The 16,720-nt window shown below is 66.8% G+C and carries 14 protein-coding genes; 5 read left to right on the top strand and 9 right to left on the bottom strand.

Annotated features, from left to right (window positions below):
- The first annotated feature begins 18 nt into the window (after nucleotides 1–18).
- On the top strand, nucleotides 19–213 hold the full coding sequence (locus WBB14_RS31710; protein ID WP_414639406.1) for a DUF2783 domain-containing protein: 195 nt from the start codon (nucleotides 19–21) through the stop codon (nucleotides 211–213).
- Between the two features lie 6 nt (nucleotides 214–219).
- Here the strand turns inward: WBB14_RS31710 and WBB14_RS31705 are convergent, their stop codons facing one another.
- Nucleotides 220–1,128 (bottom strand): LysR family transcriptional regulator, encoded by a 909-nt coding sequence (locus WBB14_RS31705; protein WP_424243297.1) that lies wholly within the window; start codon nucleotides 1,126–1,128, stop codon nucleotides 220–222.
- Nucleotides 1,129–1,294: 166 nt separating this feature from the next.
- On the opposite strand from WBB14_RS31705, the gene hmgA reads away from it, so the two are divergent.
- The gene (gene hmgA / locus WBB14_RS31700; RefSeq protein WP_424243296.1) at nucleotides 1,295–2,593 is read left to right on the top strand and encodes a homogentisate 1,2-dioxygenase; all 1,299 of its coding nucleotides are present in this window, start codon (nucleotides 1,295–1,297) and stop codon (nucleotides 2,591–2,593) included.
- Nucleotides 2,594–2,717: 124 nt separating this feature from the next.
- Nucleotides 2,718–4,037, top strand: coding sequence for a fumarylacetoacetase (gene fahA / locus WBB14_RS31695; protein ID WP_424243295.1), 1,320 nt, complete (start codon nucleotides 2,718–2,720; stop codon nucleotides 4,035–4,037).
- Here the strand turns inward: fahA and WBB14_RS31690 are convergent.
- From WBB14_RS31690 to WBB14_RS31655, 8 genes are all read right to left on the bottom strand, one after another.
- Nucleotides 4,034–5,053, bottom strand: coding sequence for an acyltransferase (locus WBB14_RS31690; protein WP_424243294.1), 1,020 nt, complete (start codon nucleotides 5,051–5,053; stop codon nucleotides 4,034–4,036). The genes fahA and WBB14_RS31690 overlap by 4 nt on opposite strands.
- A 422-nt stretch (nucleotides 5,054–5,475) precedes the next feature.
- On the bottom strand, nucleotides 5,476–7,371 hold the full coding sequence (locus tag WBB14_RS31685) for an LTA synthase family protein (protein ID WP_424243293.1): 1,896 nt from the start codon (nucleotides 7,369–7,371) through the stop codon (nucleotides 5,476–5,478).
- A 147-nt stretch (nucleotides 7,372–7,518) separates the two neighbouring features.
- Nucleotides 7,519–8,247, bottom strand: coding sequence for a FadR/GntR family transcriptional regulator (locus WBB14_RS31680; RefSeq protein WP_424243292.1), 729 nt, complete (start codon nucleotides 8,245–8,247; stop codon nucleotides 7,519–7,521).
- Nucleotides 8,248–8,325: 78 nt separating this feature from the next.
- Nucleotides 8,326–9,060, bottom strand: a complete 735-nt coding sequence (locus WBB14_RS31675) for a phosphatase PAP2 family protein (RefSeq protein ID WP_424243291.1) — start codon at nucleotides 9,058–9,060, stop codon at nucleotides 8,326–8,328.
- A gap of 63 nt (nucleotides 9,061–9,123) precedes the next feature.
- Complete coding sequence (locus tag WBB14_RS31670; protein WP_424243290.1) at nucleotides 9,124–10,494, bottom strand: ATP-binding protein; 1,371 nt, start codon at nucleotides 10,492–10,494, stop codon at nucleotides 9,124–9,126.
- Nucleotides 10,491–11,207 carry a response regulator transcription factor gene (locus WBB14_RS31665; protein WP_424243289.1) on the bottom strand — a complete coding sequence of 239 codons (717 nt, stop codon included), beginning with the start codon at nucleotides 11,205–11,207 and terminating at the stop codon, nucleotides 10,491–10,493. The genes WBB14_RS31670 and WBB14_RS31665 overlap by 4 nt, the downstream gene beginning before the upstream one ends.
- Nucleotides 11,208–11,232: 25 nt before the next feature.
- Nucleotides 11,233–12,648 (bottom strand): FAD-binding oxidoreductase, encoded by a 1,416-nt coding sequence (locus WBB14_RS31660; RefSeq protein ID WP_424243288.1) that lies wholly within the window; start codon nucleotides 12,646–12,648, stop codon nucleotides 11,233–11,235.
- A gap of 121 nt (nucleotides 12,649–12,769) precedes the next feature.
- Nucleotides 12,770–13,399 carry a BPTD_3102 family carboxylase-like protein gene (locus tag WBB14_RS31655; protein WP_424243287.1) on the bottom strand — a complete coding sequence of 210 codons (630 nt, stop codon included), beginning with the start codon at nucleotides 13,397–13,399 and terminating at the stop codon, nucleotides 12,770–12,772.
- 332 nt (nucleotides 13,400–13,731) lie between these two features.
- Between WBB14_RS31655 and WBB14_RS31650 the strand changes: the two genes are divergently transcribed.
- Both WBB14_RS31650 and pgi read left to right on the top strand, forming a co-directional pair.
- Nucleotides 13,732–15,123: a phosphomannomutase/phosphoglucomutase gene (locus WBB14_RS31650; RefSeq protein WP_424243286.1), complete on the top strand. Its 1,392-nt coding sequence runs from the start codon at nucleotides 13,732–13,734 to the stop codon at nucleotides 15,121–15,123.
- 7 nt (nucleotides 15,124–15,130) lie between these two features.
- Entirely contained in the window at nucleotides 15,131–16,684 is a 1,554-nt protein-coding gene (pgi, locus tag WBB14_RS31645) for a glucose-6-phosphate isomerase (protein WP_424243285.1), read from the top strand.
- The last annotated feature ends 36 nt before the right edge of the window (nucleotides 16,685–16,720 follow it).

Genomic DNA, 16,720 nt, shown 5'->3' with positions numbered 1-16,720 from the left:
CTTCGAGATCACTCCATCATGCTGATTACCGAAACCAATCTGGGTTCGCCTGACGACTTCTACGAAGCGCTGATCGAGACCCACCGCGACCTCACCAACGAACAGAGCCAGGAGCTCAACGCGGCGCTGATCCTGCTGCTGGCCAACCACCTGGGCGACATGGACGTGCTGCGCGAGGCCTTGCGCCAGGCTCGCGCGTCGGTGGCGCCGTAAATCCGTTCACGCCCCCACCGCGAACGTATTGATGATCAGCGCGCGCAGCCACTGGTTGCCGCTGTCCCGCTCCATCCGGCGCTGCCAGTACATATTGGCCTGCAGCGCCGGCACTCTTATCGGCGGCGTCATGTAGCGCAGGCCGAACGGCTGCGCCGCGCTGGCGGCCAGTCTCTCGGGCACGGTGGCCAGCACGTCGGTCGCGCTGACGATATACGGCACGGCCGAGAAATGCGGCACGCTGAAGTGCTCCGCCAGATCGACGCCGGCGCGCTCCATGGACTGGTTGACCTGGCCATAGGGGGCCGCGCGCGACACGATCAGGTGGCGCTCGGCCCGGAACGCCTTGAGGCTCATGCCGGCGTGCGCCGTCGGATGCGCCTGCCTGAACAGGGTCGCATAGCCCTGGCGGAACAGCATGCGCTGCAGCGTACCCGCCCCTATTTCATCGAATGCGCCGATCGCCAGCTCGACCCGCCCGGCCTCCATTTCCCGCGCCAGGTCCTGCCCCTGCACGCGCACGGAATCGATACGCACCAGCGGCGCCACCTGTGCGCAGACTTCCATCAAGCGCGGCATGAAGTGGATCTCGCCCACATCCGTCATCGCTACGCGGAAGCGCCGCGTGCTGCTGGCGGCGTCGAAGGCGTCCTGGTCTTTCAGGGCCTGCGACAGCATGGTCAACGCCTCGCTGACCGGGCCCGCCAGGCGCTGGGCGCGCGGCGTGGGCAGCATGCCTTGCGCCGTACGCACGAACAGGTCATCGCCGAACGTTTCCCGCAGACGCCTCAGCCCATTGCTTACGGCGGGCTGCGACAGGTCCATGCGCCGCGCCACGGCGGACAGATTGCGGTCCTCCAGCAGATGTTGGAACAACAGCAGCAGATTCAGATCGACATCGCGCAACTCGGCCATGCGCCCCCCTACTATTCACAAAACTTATAGTCTCTATTTTTGCATTCCCGTAGCCGTAGCGGGGGTTTTTTCCGACAATGACGTATCGGCCCCCGGACGCCTTCCGTACCGGCCACCCGCAACAGGCTGCGCGGCCAAGCACCGCGCTGCCGCTCAGGAGGATTCCATGGAACTGCAATATCAAACCGGCTTCGGCAACAATTGCGCCACCGAGGCCCTGCCCGGCGCGCTGCCGCTGGGCCGCAACTCGCCGCAGCAATGCCCCTACGGCCTGTATGCCGAGCAATTGTCCGGCACCGCCTTCACCGCGCCGCGCAGTGAAAACCGCCGCTCCTGGCTGTACCGCATCCGCCCGGGCGCGCAGCACAAGCCGTTCGAAGCCTTTGACGGCGCCACCGGCTGGCAAAGCGCCTTCGGCCTGGGGCCCGTCACGCCCAACCAGCTGCGCTGGAGCCCGCTTCCCATCCCCGCCGCCCCCACCGACTTCCTGGAGGGCGTGAAGACCTGGGGCGGCAACGGCAGTCCCGATGAATTGGGCGGCGTGGCCATACACATGTATGCCGCCAACCGTTCGATGCAAGGCCGCTACTTCTACAACGCGGACGGCGAGTTGCTGCTGGTGCCGCAGGAAGGCCGCCTGCGCCTGGCCACCGAACTGGGCCTGATCGACCTGGAGCCGCTGGAAATCGCCGTCATTCCGCGCGGCGTGCGCTTCCGCGTGGAACTGCTGGACGGCAGTGCGCGCGGCTACATGCTGGAGAACTTCGGCGCCGCCATGCGCCTGCCCGAGCTCGGTCCCATCGGCTCGAACTGCCTGGCCAACGCCCGCGACTTCAAGACCCCGGTAGCCTGGTATGAAGACGTCGAAGGCGACTTCGAATTGATCGCCAAGTTCACGGGCGGCTTCTGGCGCGCGTCCATCGACCATTCGCCGCTGAACGTGGTGGCCTGGCACGGCACGCACGCGCCTTACAAGTACGACCTGCGCAACTTCAACACCGTCGGCTCCATCAGCTACGACCATCCGGACCCCTCGATCTTCACGGTCCTGACCGCGCCGTCGGACACCCCGGGAACGGCCAACATGGACTTCGCGATCTTCCCGCCGCGCATCCTGGCCATGGAAAACACCTTCCGTCCGCCCTGGTTCCACCGCAACATCGCCAGCGAATTCATGGGCCTGATCCAGGGCGTCTACGACGCCAAGGCCGACGGCTTCGCGCCCGGCGGCGCCAGCCTGCACAACTGCATGAGCGGCCACGGCCCCGACGCCGAGACCTTCGAAAAGGCCTCCCGCGCCGACACCAGCACTGCCCATTACATCCGCGACACGATGGCGTTCATGTTCGAGACGCGCCGCGTCATCCGCCCCACGGACCAGGCGCTGGCCTCGGTAGAATTGCAGGGCGACTACTACCGGTGCTGGCAGGGCATCGCCAAGCATTTCGACCCCAGCAAGGCGTGACGCGCAGCCCCTCTGCTTTCCACGCCCGCAGCGATGAGCGCAAGCTCATCGCTGTTTGGCATTTGAATCTTCCGGTGCCTGACGCCCGGCCACCGCATAACCACACTGAAAGAGACACGCAGCCATGACCACCACCATCAACGAAACCCACGACCCGTCCCTGAAGAGCTGGATCGCCAGCGCCAACACCGGCGAGTCTGATTTCCCGGTGCAGAACCTGCCCTACGCCTCGTTCCGCCGCAAGGGCACGAGCGTATCGTTCCGCCCCGGCGTGGCCATCGGCGACCAGATCCTGGACCTGGCCGCGCTGGCGGCCAAGCCGCCCTTCGAAGGCCTGGCCGCCGAAGCCCTGGCAGCTTGCGCCACGGACAGCCTGAACGCCCTGATGGCCCTGGGCCAGGCGCATTGGAGCGCCCTGCGCTTGGCGCTGTCCCGCGCGCTGCGCGAAGGCGCGGCCCTGCGCGGCGCCGTCGAGCCCCTGCTGGTCTCCCAGGCCGACGCCGAATACACCACGCCCGCCCGCATCGGCGACTACACCGACTTCTACATCTCGGTGCACCACGCCACTGCCGTGGGCAAGCAATTCCGCCCCGACAATCCCCTGCTGCCGAACTACAAGTGGGTACCCATCGGCTACCACGGCCGCGCCTCCAGCATCGGCGTGGACCAGAAATTCCCCCGCCCCGTCGGCCAGACCCGCCCCGCCAATGAGGGCGAAGCGCCGCAATTCGGCCCCTGCGCCCGCCTGGACTACGAACTGGAACTGGGCATCTTCGTCGGCACCGGCAATGCCCAAGGCGACCGCATCAGCCTGGCCGACGCCGAATCGCATGTGTTTGGCCTGTGCATCCTCAACGACTGGTCGGCGCGCGACATCCAGGCCTGGGAATACCAGCCCCTGGGCCCCTTCCTGGCCAAGAATTTCGCCTCCACGATTTCGCCCTGGGTCGTCACCATGGAAGCGCTGGAGCCGTTCCGCACGCAATGGAACCGCGGCCCGTCCGAGCCGCAACCCATGCCCTACCTGGCATCCGACGCGAACCGCGCCAAGGGCGCCTTCGACGTGCAGATGGAAGTCCTGCTGACCACCGAAAAATCGCGCGCCGACCAGCAGCCGCCCGCCTTCCTGTCGCGCAGCAACTTCCGCGATGCCTACTGGAACGTGGCACAGCTGATCACCCACCACACGGTCAACGGCTGCAACCTGCAACCGGGCGACATGCTGGGCACCGGCACCTTGTCCGGCCCGCAGCCCTCGGAAGCGGGCTCGCTGCTCGAACTGTGCAATGGCGGCAAGAACCCGATCGACCTGCCCTGGGGCGAAAAGCGCACATTCCTGCAGGACGGCGACCAGGTCATCATGCGCGCCGAATGCGTGAAGGCAGGCTATCCGCGCATCGGCTTCGGCGCGAGCTCGGGCCTGGTGCTGCCGGCCCGCGTTTAATCGGTCTTGGCGTTGGACCGCGCACGCGCGGTCAACGCCTCGATCTCATCGTCCTTGGCCTGCCACTGCTGGCCCAGCCAGTGGTGGAAGGCCGTGCGGAACGCCTTGTCCCCGGTGTAGTCGGCATCGCAGAACTCCGGCGGCACCGGCAACTGCCGCATGCGCACCAGCACCTGACCCGCGCGGCCACAAGCCAGATCCCAAAAGCTGGGCGCGCCGTCCGGATAGGCTATGGTGGCATCTATCATCGAGCGAAAGCGCTTGCCCATCGCATTCAGCGCCACCGCCAGCCCGCCCGCCTTGGGCTTGAGCAAATGGCGGTACGGCGAACTCTGCCCATCGCGCTTGGCTTGCGTAAACCGCGTCCCTTCCGCAAACACCATCACGCTGGTCGGGACCAAGGAAAACTTCGCGCAGGCCCGCCTTGCGGTCTCCTGATCCTGCCGACCCAGATCCGGATTGCGGCGCAACGCCGCCTTGCCATGGCGCTTCATGAACGGAAAGTCCAGCGCCCACCAAGCCAGCCCGATCACCGGCACATAGATCAGCTGTTGCTTCAGAAAAAATTTCAGCAGGGGAATGCGCCGGTTCAGCGAATATTGCAAGACAAAGATATCCGCCCACGACTGGTGATTGCAGTTGACCAGATACCAGTCCGCGTAGCGCAGTCCCGTATTGCCCTGGATATCCCAAGGCACCTGCTGGATCCGCGCCAACCACCCGGCATTGCTGGACACCCACGCCGTCGCAATACCGTTGAGTACAGGGTCAATGTGCCGCCTGACCGCAGGAAACGGCAGCAACAACTTCAGCAACGAGACCGGAAACAGCAGCAAGCACCAGAACAGCGTGCTGGCCGCCAGCCAAACGGTACTGACGACACCCGTGATCCACGCAAACCGCCCGCGCGGCAAGGGCAGCGCGCGGCGCCGCAGCGGCATAGGGGAATCAGGCTTGCTGGATTGAGCGCCCGCGGCAGCGCGAGCAGCATCAGAAGACGATTCAGGAAAAGTCATGCGCCAGTTTCCTACCTTCAACAAAAATCCGACTTGCGCAGAATCAAGGCTACCAATTGCGCGCAACGCCATCCGCCATGGCAAGCCACCGCGTAAGCCTCAAAAGGCCGCCCGGGCGGCCTTTTGAGGCAGGCACCGCAAGATCTTCCACCGTAACACTCCGGCGCCAAGAACCCTAAGAAAAATTCCCTCCCCAACGATCCGTGGCATTCAGCCACCAGAGCTTGGGGCGTCGGGGGCCTGGGGCGCGCGGGGCGTCGATAAGCCCAAGGGAATCCGTAGGGAGCCGAAGGCGTACGAGGATGACGCAGGGGAAGTCCGGAGCGAAGGCTCCGGACCGCAATCGTTGCCCCGCGCACCCCAGGCCCCCGACGCCCCAAGCGCCTTAAGAACCAGCAACACCCCGCACAAAGACAGCCGCCTCAAGGCAACCGATACCGCTCTTCCCGATAAGCCCAACTAGCCCACAACGCATGCGCCAACGCCTCATCGGCAAGCCCAGCATCCAAAGGCTCCACCGGCGCATAAACCTCGTCACGCCCCACCGGCGCCGCCTCATACCGAAACTGCCGCGGCGGCTTGGCAGGCTCCAGCACCAGCAGTTGATCCCCTTGCAGATACCCAAAATTATCCGCGTACTGCATCATCGCCCGGTTCGGATCCCGCTGCGTCAGATCCGCACCCAACATCGGATTCACATTGTCCAGCCCGATCAAGGACAGCATGGTCGGCGCCATGTCGATCTGGCTCACCAACCGTTCATCCTGCCGCGGTGCGATGCCCGCCCCCAGGATCAGCGCAGGAATCTGGAAATGCCGCACCGGCACCGGAATGGAGCCGTAGACGCGCGAATCGTGGTCCGCGATCACCAGGAACACCGTGTTGTCCCAGTACGGCGCCTTGCGCGCCTTGTCGAAAAACTGCCCCAACGCCCAATCCGCATAGCGCACCGTGTTGTCCACCGTCGCCGGATCTCCCACCGGCTTGATGCGCCCTTCCGGATACTCCCACGGCGAATGGTTGGATACCGAGAACGCCAGCGTGAACACCGGCTTGTCGCCATCCGCTCGCAACAGCCGGTCCACCTGGTTGAACATGTCCTCGTCCGACGCCCCCCACGAACCCTCGAACACCGGATTCACGAACTTCGGACGATCCACGATCTCATCGAAACCGTTGCCCAGGAAAAACGCCCGCATATTGTCGAAGTGCGACTCGCCCCCGTACACGAAACGGGAGTGGTAGCCGTGCTTGCCCAACACCTGAGCCAGCGTGAAGAACCCCGTCTGCGAGCGCGGCAGTTTCACCACCGCGTCCGCCACGCTCGGCAGGAACCCCGCCGTGACCGCCTCGATGCCCCGCACCGAGCGCGTACCCGTCGCATAGGCCCGATGGAACATCCAGCCTTCCTTGCCCAGCCGGTCGATGTTGGGCGTCAGATCACGCCCGCCCAGGCTTCCCACATACTGCGCGCCCAGGCTTTCCTGCAGGATGATCACCAGATTCAGCGGCTTGTCCCGGCGCACCGTCGCCTTCTGCTCATGCAGGCTGGGATAGCGCGGATCCAGCGGCGCGCCGGTCAATCCGGCCTTCTCGCGCACGATGGCATTCATCTCATCCACCGCCATCTTGGGATACATGGCGGCGGACGAACGTTCGTCCCGCATCCGGTAGGCCGCATCAAACACGCTGTACAAGGAATTCAGCGCCAGCGCATTCACCATGGCATCGGAACTGTAGGCGACCTTGGCCGGATTGATCGGGCGATGCTCCAGCGTGCCGCGCGCGCCCAGGAACACCAACGCCAGGATCACGAACGAAGCCACCGGCCGCTTCCACCACGACATGAACGGATCGCGCACGCGAGTGGCGAACAGCCGGACCGACAGCCAGGCGGCCAGCAGCAGCACCACCAAGGCCGCCAGCAGCACGCCCTTGTAGCCCTGCCACAGCATCGACCCGACTTCCTTCGGGTTGAGCAGATAGATGAAATAGAGCCGGTTGGGCCGCGTGTCGTACTCCGCGATGAACTGCGGCGTGGAGACTTCCAGCAGCACGAACAGCATCCACCAGACGCGGAACCACCAGGCAGTGATGCGGGCCGCCAGCGGCCGGTGCCCGAACCAGGGCGAAAACACCGCCGGCAGCGCGATCACCATGGACATCAGGCAGACATCGATGCGCAGCCCGCCCAGCAGCAGCGGCCCCAGCCCGCCGGCTGCCTCGACCCGGTCCCACATCCAGAAGGCCAGACCCAGGCGCGACAGCGTCAGCAGCGCCAGGACGGCAATAACGAACCGTAGAGTCAGCCGACGCATGCTAGCGTCCTCCGCTGACGCCGCAACGCCCGTTCAGATGTGGAAATGCCGCCGTGTATGCCGAGCAGAGCCATGCCGCCTCGTGGTCCGAAATTTGAAAACGCGCAAAGATTAACGCGGTTTTGCGCCAACCACCGGCGGACGTCCTTACTGGGCGCGCCGCAGCCGCTCGCGACTGTTGCTCAAATGCGTGCGCATTGCCGCGCGCGCAGCCTCCGCGTCCTGGCGCTGGATCGCGCCGTAGATGTCCTCGTGTTCGAGGTTCACGCGCGCCAGATAGGCGGCGCGGTCCTCTTGTGCGAACTTCGCCGAATTGATGCGGGTGCGCGGAATGATGGCCGAACCCAGATGCGACATGAGATCCGCGAAATAGCGGTTGTCCGTGGATTGCGCGACCAACAGATGGAATTGGAAATCCGGCGTGACCGTGTCCCCGCCACTGTCCAGCGCGCCTTTGAAGGCATCCAGCGCACGCCTCATCTCCAGCAGCTGCGCCGGGCTGCGCCGGGCCGCGGCCAGGCCGGCAGCCTCGCTTTCCAGGCAGATGCGCAGCTCCAGCAGCACCAGCACGTCCCGCACCGTGGCGATGTCGGCGGGATCCACGCGGAAATCACTGCCGCCGCTGGGCTCCAGCGCATAGGTGCCCACGCCATGATGCGTTTCGACCAGGCCCGATGCCTGCAGCCGCGACAGCGCCTCGCGCACCACCGTCCGGCTGACGCCGAACTGGCGCATGATCTCGGATTCCGTCGGCAACTTGTCGCCCGGCCGGATGTTCCCGCCACGGATGCGGTCCGTGATGCTCTCGACCAGCCCCTGGGCCAGGTTCCTGGGACGACGCCGCGGCGTGACGGGAGAATCGGCGGGAACGTTCATTGGAAATTGTCCGGAAGCGGTTGAGCACGGCCCGCGGGCCGAGCGTCGGCGCCCATTGTACTTTGGGGCGTCCCGCGGCTAGCGGTCCCGGCGGCTGGCGGCCGGCCGGGCCACGATGAGGGGATAGAAAAACAGGGACGCCAGGAACCACATCAGCGCCGCGGACCAGAGGGTCTGGCTGAGGAAATGGGCGCCCTGCAGGATACGCACCACGGAAAAGCCCACGCCGGCCGCGATGCCCACGGCCAGGCCCCACCAGCGCCAAGTTGGGCGCCCCAGCGCCCAGCCCACGAAATACAGGGTCAGCATCGAAAAGCCCGCGCCAGCGTGGCCGCTGGGCAAGGCGCCGCCCGCCCCGGTCCGCGCCCAGGTCCACCAGTGCAAGGGATAGGGGGTATAGCCGCCCAGGAAGTCCAGGTCATAAGGACGGGGCAGTGTCGTGTAATGCTTCAGCTGGTTCACCAGCACCTGCCCGGCCAGGCAGGTCGCCGCCAGCGCCAGCGCCGGCCCGCGCCACGCCCGCCAGGCCGGAATGCGATAACTTGCCGCTACCACGCCGACGGCGGCCAATCCTATCCCGATGGGCAAGGCCAGCACCATGCGGTGGCCGACCAGTTCCAGCCAACGATTCAGGCGCAATGGAAAGTCGTCCAGCGCCGGATCGAACAGCGCCCGCGCGATGCGCAAGTCCAGCCCGGAAGCATTGGCCCACCACGCCAGACAGGCCAGCGCGAGCGTAATCGCGATGATATGGCTGAATAGATACGAGGCCGGGGTCGGCTTGCGCAGCGCGGGCGGCGATAATGGCGGCATGGTGGGCGACAGGCTGTCCGTCAGGCAAACAAGCAGCTTAGGCCGCGGACAGTCGAACTTTCGTCAAATTTGACCCTGCGCCCCGCCGGCCATCTCCATCGCCCGTCCCAAGCCGGCCTCGAAACGCAGCGTGAAGCGGGTGCCGCGCTGCTCGCCCTGCCGCGAGGAATCTACGGACAGCGACCAGCCTTGCATGTCGCAGACGCGCTTGGCGATCGCCAGCCCCAAGCCGCGCGCCGTCTCGTCCGGGCTGCCCGCCCCGGAATCCCGCATGCGGCCGCTGTAATAACGGCGGAACAGGAACGGCAGGTCCTCTGCAGCGATGCCCTTGCCGTCGTCGCTCAATTCCAGCGCGCCGTCGGCCGCAACGCTCACGGTCAACGTCGCAGGCGCGGCATGTTCGACTGCGTTGCGGATCAGGTTGCGCAGCACGGTCAGCAAGGCATAGCGGTCCAGGGAGCGAACCTGGCCGGCGCCGATCCGGTTCTCGAAGCCCAGCCTGGCCAAGCCAGCCTGGGCTTCATAACCGCGCCAGGCATTGTCCATGCATTCCGCGAGGTCGACGGGCTCTGCCGGGCGCAGCTCATCCCGCGCCATGGCACGCGCGCTCTCCAACGACACGATCACATCGTCCACGTTGTCCACCACGCGGGTCAGGCGCTGGCGCTGGTCCGGAGTCAGCGCCTGCGTCAGCAGCATCAGCTCGCTGTCCGAGCGGATCGCGGCCAAGGGCGTGCGCACCTCATGGCTGAGATTGCCCGCGAATTCGCGCTCGCGGGCGATCGACCTGTCCACCTGGTTCTGCACCCGGTTGAAGGCCTCTATCAGCCGGCCCGCTTCGTCGTCGCGCGTCACCGCCATGTCGGGCGACCCCGGCGCCCAGGTCGCCAGCCGGTCGGTCAGGTCCAGCAGCGGGCCGACCGCGATGGCGGCCACGCGCCGCGACAGCGCGTAGGCGCCCACCACGCAAATGGCGCCCACGCCCAGCACGATCAAGCCGAAGTCATGCACCCGCCCTTCGTTCTCGGTGGCGTCGTACAGCAGGTACACCTTGGCTCCGGCCGTTTCGGCCACCATGACGTGCCAAGTGTATGCGCCAGGCTCGACCAGGTGCAGGCCGCTATCCAGAGATTCGATTTCCTGGGGCATGCTGGCGGGCCGCTTGCCACCCGCGCTGACCCAGGCCCGCATGGAGCCGCCCAGCTCGCGCACGCCGTCGCGCGGCAGGAAATCGTCGCTGACGCGCGCGTGCTGCACCAGCCGGTCCATTTCGGTATTGAGGATGTCGTTGACCAGATCGTCTTCCATCTGGTCGAAGGTCAGGTAGGCCAGCAGGGCCAGCGCCGTCACGAACAGCGCCACGGTACCGGTCAGCGCCCACACCACGCGCTGAGTCAGGGTGCCCCCGGCAGACGCCGAAGAAACGTCGCTCATCTCGCCGCCCCGGCTTCCAGCGTCAGGCGCCAGCCGGTTCCGTGTATGGTCTCGATGCCGTCGAAGCCCGCATCGGCCAAGGCGCGGCGCAACAGGTGGACCTGGCTGCGCAAAGCGTCAGACGAAGGCGGCTCGTTGCCCCAAAGCGTGGATTCCAGCTCCTCGCGCGATACCACCCTGCCGGGGTCGCGCAACAGCGCTTCGATGATGAGGCCGGCCTTGCGCGTCAGGTGCACAGGGCTGCCGTTGACCGACACGGCGCGGTTGCGGGTGTCGTAGGACAAGGGGCCGAATGCCCGCACCGAGTCCACTGTCGCGCCCTTGGAGCGCTGGATCAGCGCGACCAGGCGCGCTTCCACCTCCAGCAGCGCGAAGGGCTTGGTCAGGTAGTCGTCGGCGCCATGCGAGAACCCGGCCAGCTTGTCTTCCAGGCTGTCGCGCGCCGTCAGCATCAGCACCGGCACGTCCACGCGCCTGTCGTTGCGCAGCGTGTGCAGCACCGCGTTGCCATCCATGCCGGGCAAACCGATGTCCAGGATCAAGACGTCGAAACGCTGCTCTTTCAGCCGCTCCAGCGCGGCCGGACCCGAATAGGCGGCATCGGGCAGGAAGCCGCGCGCCTCCAGGAAGGTGTACAAATTGCCGGAGATGACCGGGTCATCCTCGACGATCAACACCCTGTAATTCGCGCCCGCCGCGGGACTGGTTGCCATGGTTGCGATCCCCTGTCGTGCGCGGCTAGGCCCGCAGCACCTTGCCCGGATTCATCAGCCCTTGCGGGTCCAGCGCGCGCTTGATCCTGCGCATCAGATCCAGTTCGATGGCGCTCTTGTAGCGCGGCAGCTCGTCGAGTTTGAGCTGGCCCACTCCATGTTCCGCGCTGATCGAACCGTTGTGCGCGTGCACGCTGTCGTGCACCACGCCGTAGATCTCGCTTTGCAGCGCCAGCAGCTCAGCCTCGGTCTGGCCTGGCGCATGGGCCACGTTGTAATGCAGATTGCCGTCGCCCAGGTGGCCGAAGATCACGTGGCGCACGCCCGGAAAGCGCGCCTGCAGCAAGGCGTTGGTCTGGTGCACGAAGCCGGCGATGGCGGAGATCGGAATCGACACGTCATGCTTGACCGACTTGCCCAGTTCCGCCTCGGCCAGCGGAATGCTCTCGCGCAGATGCCATAGCGCCTTGCTTTGCGCCACGTTCGCGGCGATGGCGGCATCGTTCACCAGCCCGCTCTCGATGGCCTCGCCCAGCACGGTCTCGAAGCGTTCGCGCGCATGCGCCTCGCTTTCGCTGTCGGACAGTTCCAGCAAGGCGAACCATGGAGACGCGGCGGAATCCCCTTCAAAGGGCAGGCGCTGCTGCGGGAACAGGCGCACGACCGACTGCAGGCAGGCGCCGCTCATCAGTTCGAAACCGGTCAGCGCGGCGCCAAAGCCCGCGCGGGCGCGCGAAAGCAGCTCGACGGCCTGGTCGATGCCATCCAGCGTCAGCAATGCCGTGCACGAAGCCACCGGCCTCGGAAACAGTTTCAGCGTGGCGGCGGTGATGATGCCCAGCGTGCCTTCGCTGCCTATGTACAGGTCGCGCAGGTCGTAGCCGGTATTGTCCTTGCGCAGGCCGCGCAGGCCGCTCCAGATATCGCCTTCGGCGGTCACGACCTCCAGGCCCAGCGTCAGCTCGCGCGTGTTGCCATAGCGCAGCACTTGCGTGCCGCCGGCATTGGTCGCGAGGTTGCCGCCGATGGTGCAGCTGCCTTCGGCGGCCAGACTCAGCGGAAACAGCCGGCCGGCGGCGGCCGCGGCCTCCTGCACTGCCTGCAGGACGCAGCCGGCTTCCACGGTGATCGTGTCGTTGTCGGTATCCAGCGCGCGCACGGCGGTCAGCCGGGTGGTGGACAGGATCACCGCGCTGCCAGACAGGTCAGGCGTGGCGCCCCCGCACAGGCCGGTATTGCCGCCTTGCGGCACCACCGGCGCGCCATGCCTGGCGCACAGCTTCACAGCCGCTGCCACCTCCGCGGTCGAGCCGGGACGGATCACCGCCAGCGCGGCCCCTCGGTAGCGGCGGCGCCAATCCAGCACATAGGTGTCGGCATCCGTGCCCGTCAGCACGTGGGAAGCGCCCAGAAGGGACTGTAGATCGCTCAGCAAGGTCATATGCGCCGCACAAGTAGGCGCCTGGGCGCGCCCAGGCCAGGGATGTGCGGTCTATTGTAGGGGCTGAAATGCCCCCAGGTCGCGGCGCGGCGGGCTGGCGCAACCCGCCGGCGAAAACGGGTCAGCCAACCGCCTGGTCCAACCGCGTGCCCGTCAGGCCCGAGCAGTAGGCCCGGGAGGCGATGCGGCTCATGAGAAAGGCGCGGTCGACGCCCGCGGGGCCGGGCATTTCCGACAGCGCACGGTAGGCGCGGCGCAAGACCTCGCCCCGGGTCGCACCGCACACCAGCAGCCGCGTGCACGGCAGGCGGCGGTCCACGCAGCCGTCGATGCGCACTTCCAGCGCATGGGCGGCGACCGGCTCGCAGTCATACACGGCCGCACCCGAATGGGCCTGCGCCTGCGCGTCGATCACGCGAAACACGCCGCTGCGGTCGTCCAGCGCGAAAGCGACGGTGCCCATGCCCTGCCAGCCGCGGTCCCGCGCCACGTCGGCGGCGACGATGCGCAAGGCGCTTTCCACTGAAACTGGAAGATGCGGCGCCGGGGATTCGGCGATCAGGACGCGGGCATCGCGCCATACGCAGCGCTCCCAGGCCCGGCCCGTGGCCAGGCCGCCCGCTTCGGAAACGAACACGTGGATGTCGAGCCGGCGCTCGCGGCCCGCGGCCGGTCCGGCGCAATCCGTGGGCGGACCCCGCCGGCTTGAGGCGCCCCTGGATGACATGACAGTAGAAACTTTGGCGCCCATGGCCCCTCCCGGTCTTTCTGCTTGCATAGCAAGCGTATCACCTTCGGACAACGAGCAAGTTTTATGCCATGCGCCGCTCCCTGGGCAAGCCCCCGGAACGCGGGCATGCGCCGCACCAGGACAAGGCGTCAACGCCCTCGTACGCACCACATCGGCGCGGACGGCCTGCCGCGGTGCAAAAACGGAAAACGCCCTACACCGTCTGCCGGATGAAGGGGGAGCGCCAATGGGGGATAATTCCGGTTTAATCCCTAGCCAGGCGCGTTTTGATACGCGGATTTGCCGAAATCCGCGCCAGAACCCGAGCTGCAACCCCTCATCAAGGAACCGCCGTGGGCAACAACACGCAATTCCCGGGCTCGGTCTTCAAGGCCTATGACATCCGCGGCACCGTGCCCGACCTGATCGACGCACGCTTCGCCCGCGCCCTGGGCGCGGCGCTGGCTGCCCGCGCCCGCGACCAGGGCGTGCAGACCCTGGTGGTCGGCCGCGATGGCCGCCTGAGCAGCGAAATGCTGTCGGTGGCGCTGCAGGAAGGCATGCTGGAAGGCGGCGTGGACACCCTGGACATCGGCATGGTGCCCACCCCCCTGGTCTACTTCGCCGCCAACGTCATGCAGACGGGATCGGGCGTCGCCATTACGGGCAGCCACAATCCGCCCAAGTACAACGGCTTCAAGATGATGATGGGCGGCCGCGCGCTCTACGGCGAGGACGTGCAGGCCCTGGCCGCCAGCATGAACGGCGCCGCCGGCGCCCCTGCGGCCCGGCCAGGCGTGCGCCGCCAGCTGGATCTGGTGGCCGCCTACATCGCGCGCGTGGCTTCGGGCGTCACGCTGGCGCGTCCCATGAAGATCGCCATCGATTGCGGCAACGGCGTGGCCGGCGCAGTCGCCCCGGCGCTATTCCGCGCCCTGGGCTGCGAAGTCACCGAACTGTTCTGCGAAGTGGACGGCACCTTCCCCAACCACCACCCGGATCCCGCCGAACCCAAGAACCTGCAGGACCTGATCAAGTGCGTGGCCGAGACCGACTGCGAGTTGGGCCTGGCGTTCGACGGCGATGGCGACCGCCTGGGCGTGGTGACGAAATCCGGCCAGATCATCTGGCCGGACCGTCAGCTGGTGCTGTTCGCCCGCGACGTGCTGGACCGCAACCCCGGCGCCACCATCATCTATGACGTGAAGTGCAGCCGCCACGTCGGCCTGTCCGTCGAAGCGGCTGGCGGCGTGCCGCTGATGTGGAAGACGGGCCATTCGCTGGTGAAGGCCAAGCTGGCGGAAACCGGCGCCCCGCTGGCCGGCGAGATGAGCGGCCACATCTTCTTCAAGGAGCGCTGGTACGGCTTCGACGACGGCCTCTACACGGGCGCCCGCCTGCTGGAGATCGTGTCGCGCCACACCGACCCCTGCGCTGTGCTGGAAGCCCTGCCGCAAGACGTATCCACGCCCGAACTGAAACTGGAAATGGAGGAAGGCCAACCCTTCACCCTGGTCCAGGCCCTGCAAGACCAAGGCCAATTCCCCGGCGCGGACCGCGTGATCACAATCGACGGCGTGCGCGCGGAATATCCGGACGGCTTCGGCCTGGCGCGCCCCTCGAACACCACCCCGGTCGTCGTGCTGCGCTTCGAAGCCCAGACGCCCGCGGCGCTGGAACGCATACAAGCCGACTTCCGGCGTGAACTGAGCAAGCTCGCGCCGCAAGCAAACCTGCCTTTCTAGACCGCCTATGTCCTTATCGAACAGCCCAGCCTGGCAACAGTTCATCACGGCCACGCGCGCTGCGCCGCGGACCGGCGAGCAGTTGCGCCTCATCAATGCTCCCGGGCTGCGTCTGGACTTGAGCGCACAGGCGTATTCGCCGGACCTGAAAAAAGCCGAGGCCGCTCTGCTGGAGCAACAAGGCTTCGACGCTGCCCGGGCCTGCCTGTTCGACGGCGGCAACGCCAACTGGACCGAGCAACGCCCCGCCTGGCACACGGCCCTGCGCGCGCCCCAACCGCCCGCCAGGGTGGCCAAGGCCGTGCTCGCCGAACGCGAGCGCATGCGTGAATTCGTGCGCCAGGCCGACGCAACCGGGCGCTATGGCAGCGTGCTGCATCTGGGCATAGGCGGCAGCGACTGGGGCCCGCGGCTGGTCACGCGCGCCTTGCGCCACAGCGGCGCCCGGCGCGAAGTGCGCTTCGCGTCCAACGTCGATTCGCATTCGGTCGCGGACGCGATGAGCCGGCTGGATCCGCACGATACGCTGGTCATCGTCGCCTCCAAATCGTTCACCACGACCGAACCGCTGGCCAACGCCGAGGTCGCCATGAATTGGCTGCGCGATGCCGGCGTGGCGGACCCAATCAAGCAGGTCGTGGCGGTTACCGCCAACGTCGAGGCGGCCTTGAATCTGGGCATCCTGCCCGATCATATTTTCCAGATCTGGGACTGGGTGGGCGGACGCTATTCGCTCTGGTCCGCGATCAGCCTGCCGGTCGCGCTGGCGCTGGGCACCGACACCTTCGACCAGTTGCTGGCCGGCGCTGCCGCCATGGACGAGCACTTCCGCACCGCGCCGATCGAGCAAAACGCACCGGTCCAACTGGCGCTGGCCGGTATCGTGAACCGCAGCGCGCTGGGCTATGACTCCCTGGTGATCGCGCCGTACGATTCGCGGCTGTATCACATCGTGCCTTGGGCCCAGCAGCTGGAAATGGAATCGCTGGGCAAGGTCGCCACCGCCGATGGCAGCCCGGCAGGCGTGCCCACCGGCCCGGCGGTCTGGGGCATGTCCGGCACCGACTGCCAGCACACCTTCTTCCAATGGCTGCATCAGGATACCCGGGGCGCCCCAGTCGACTTCATCCTGTGCGAAAAGCCCGACCACGCCTACGCGCGGCACCATGAACTGCTGATCGCCAACTGCCTGGCGCAACGTTCCGCGCTGCTGCGCGGCAAGTCCTTCGAGGAAGCGCTGGCCGAAACGTCCGCCATCGAAAGCGATCCGGACCGCGCGCGGCTGCTGGCGCAGCACCGCGTCCACCCGGGCGGGCGGCCGTCCTCGCTCATCGTCCTGCCGCATCTGGAGGCCTACACGCTGGGCGCGCTGCTGGCGCTGTACGAGCACAAGGTGTTCACCCAGGGCGTGGTGTGGGGCATCAACCCCTTCGATCAATGGGGCGTGGAATTCGGCAAGGCGCTGGCCAAGGGCATCATGCACGAGCTGAACTCGCAGCAGGCCAGCCAGCAGGATCCCTCGACCCGCTACTGGATCGACGCGATCACGCGCCGTCCTTGAGGTCAGGCCAGCGCCTTCCCGGCGCCGGCGCCTTCC

This window comes from Achromobacter sp. (assembly GCF_049647645.1).
Classification (GTDB): domain Bacteria; phylum Pseudomonadota; class Gammaproteobacteria; order Burkholderiales; family Burkholderiaceae_B; genus Achromobacter.
The sequence above is the reverse complement of the archived record's forward strand: the minus strand, read 5'-3'. Positions and strand labels throughout refer to the sequence as shown.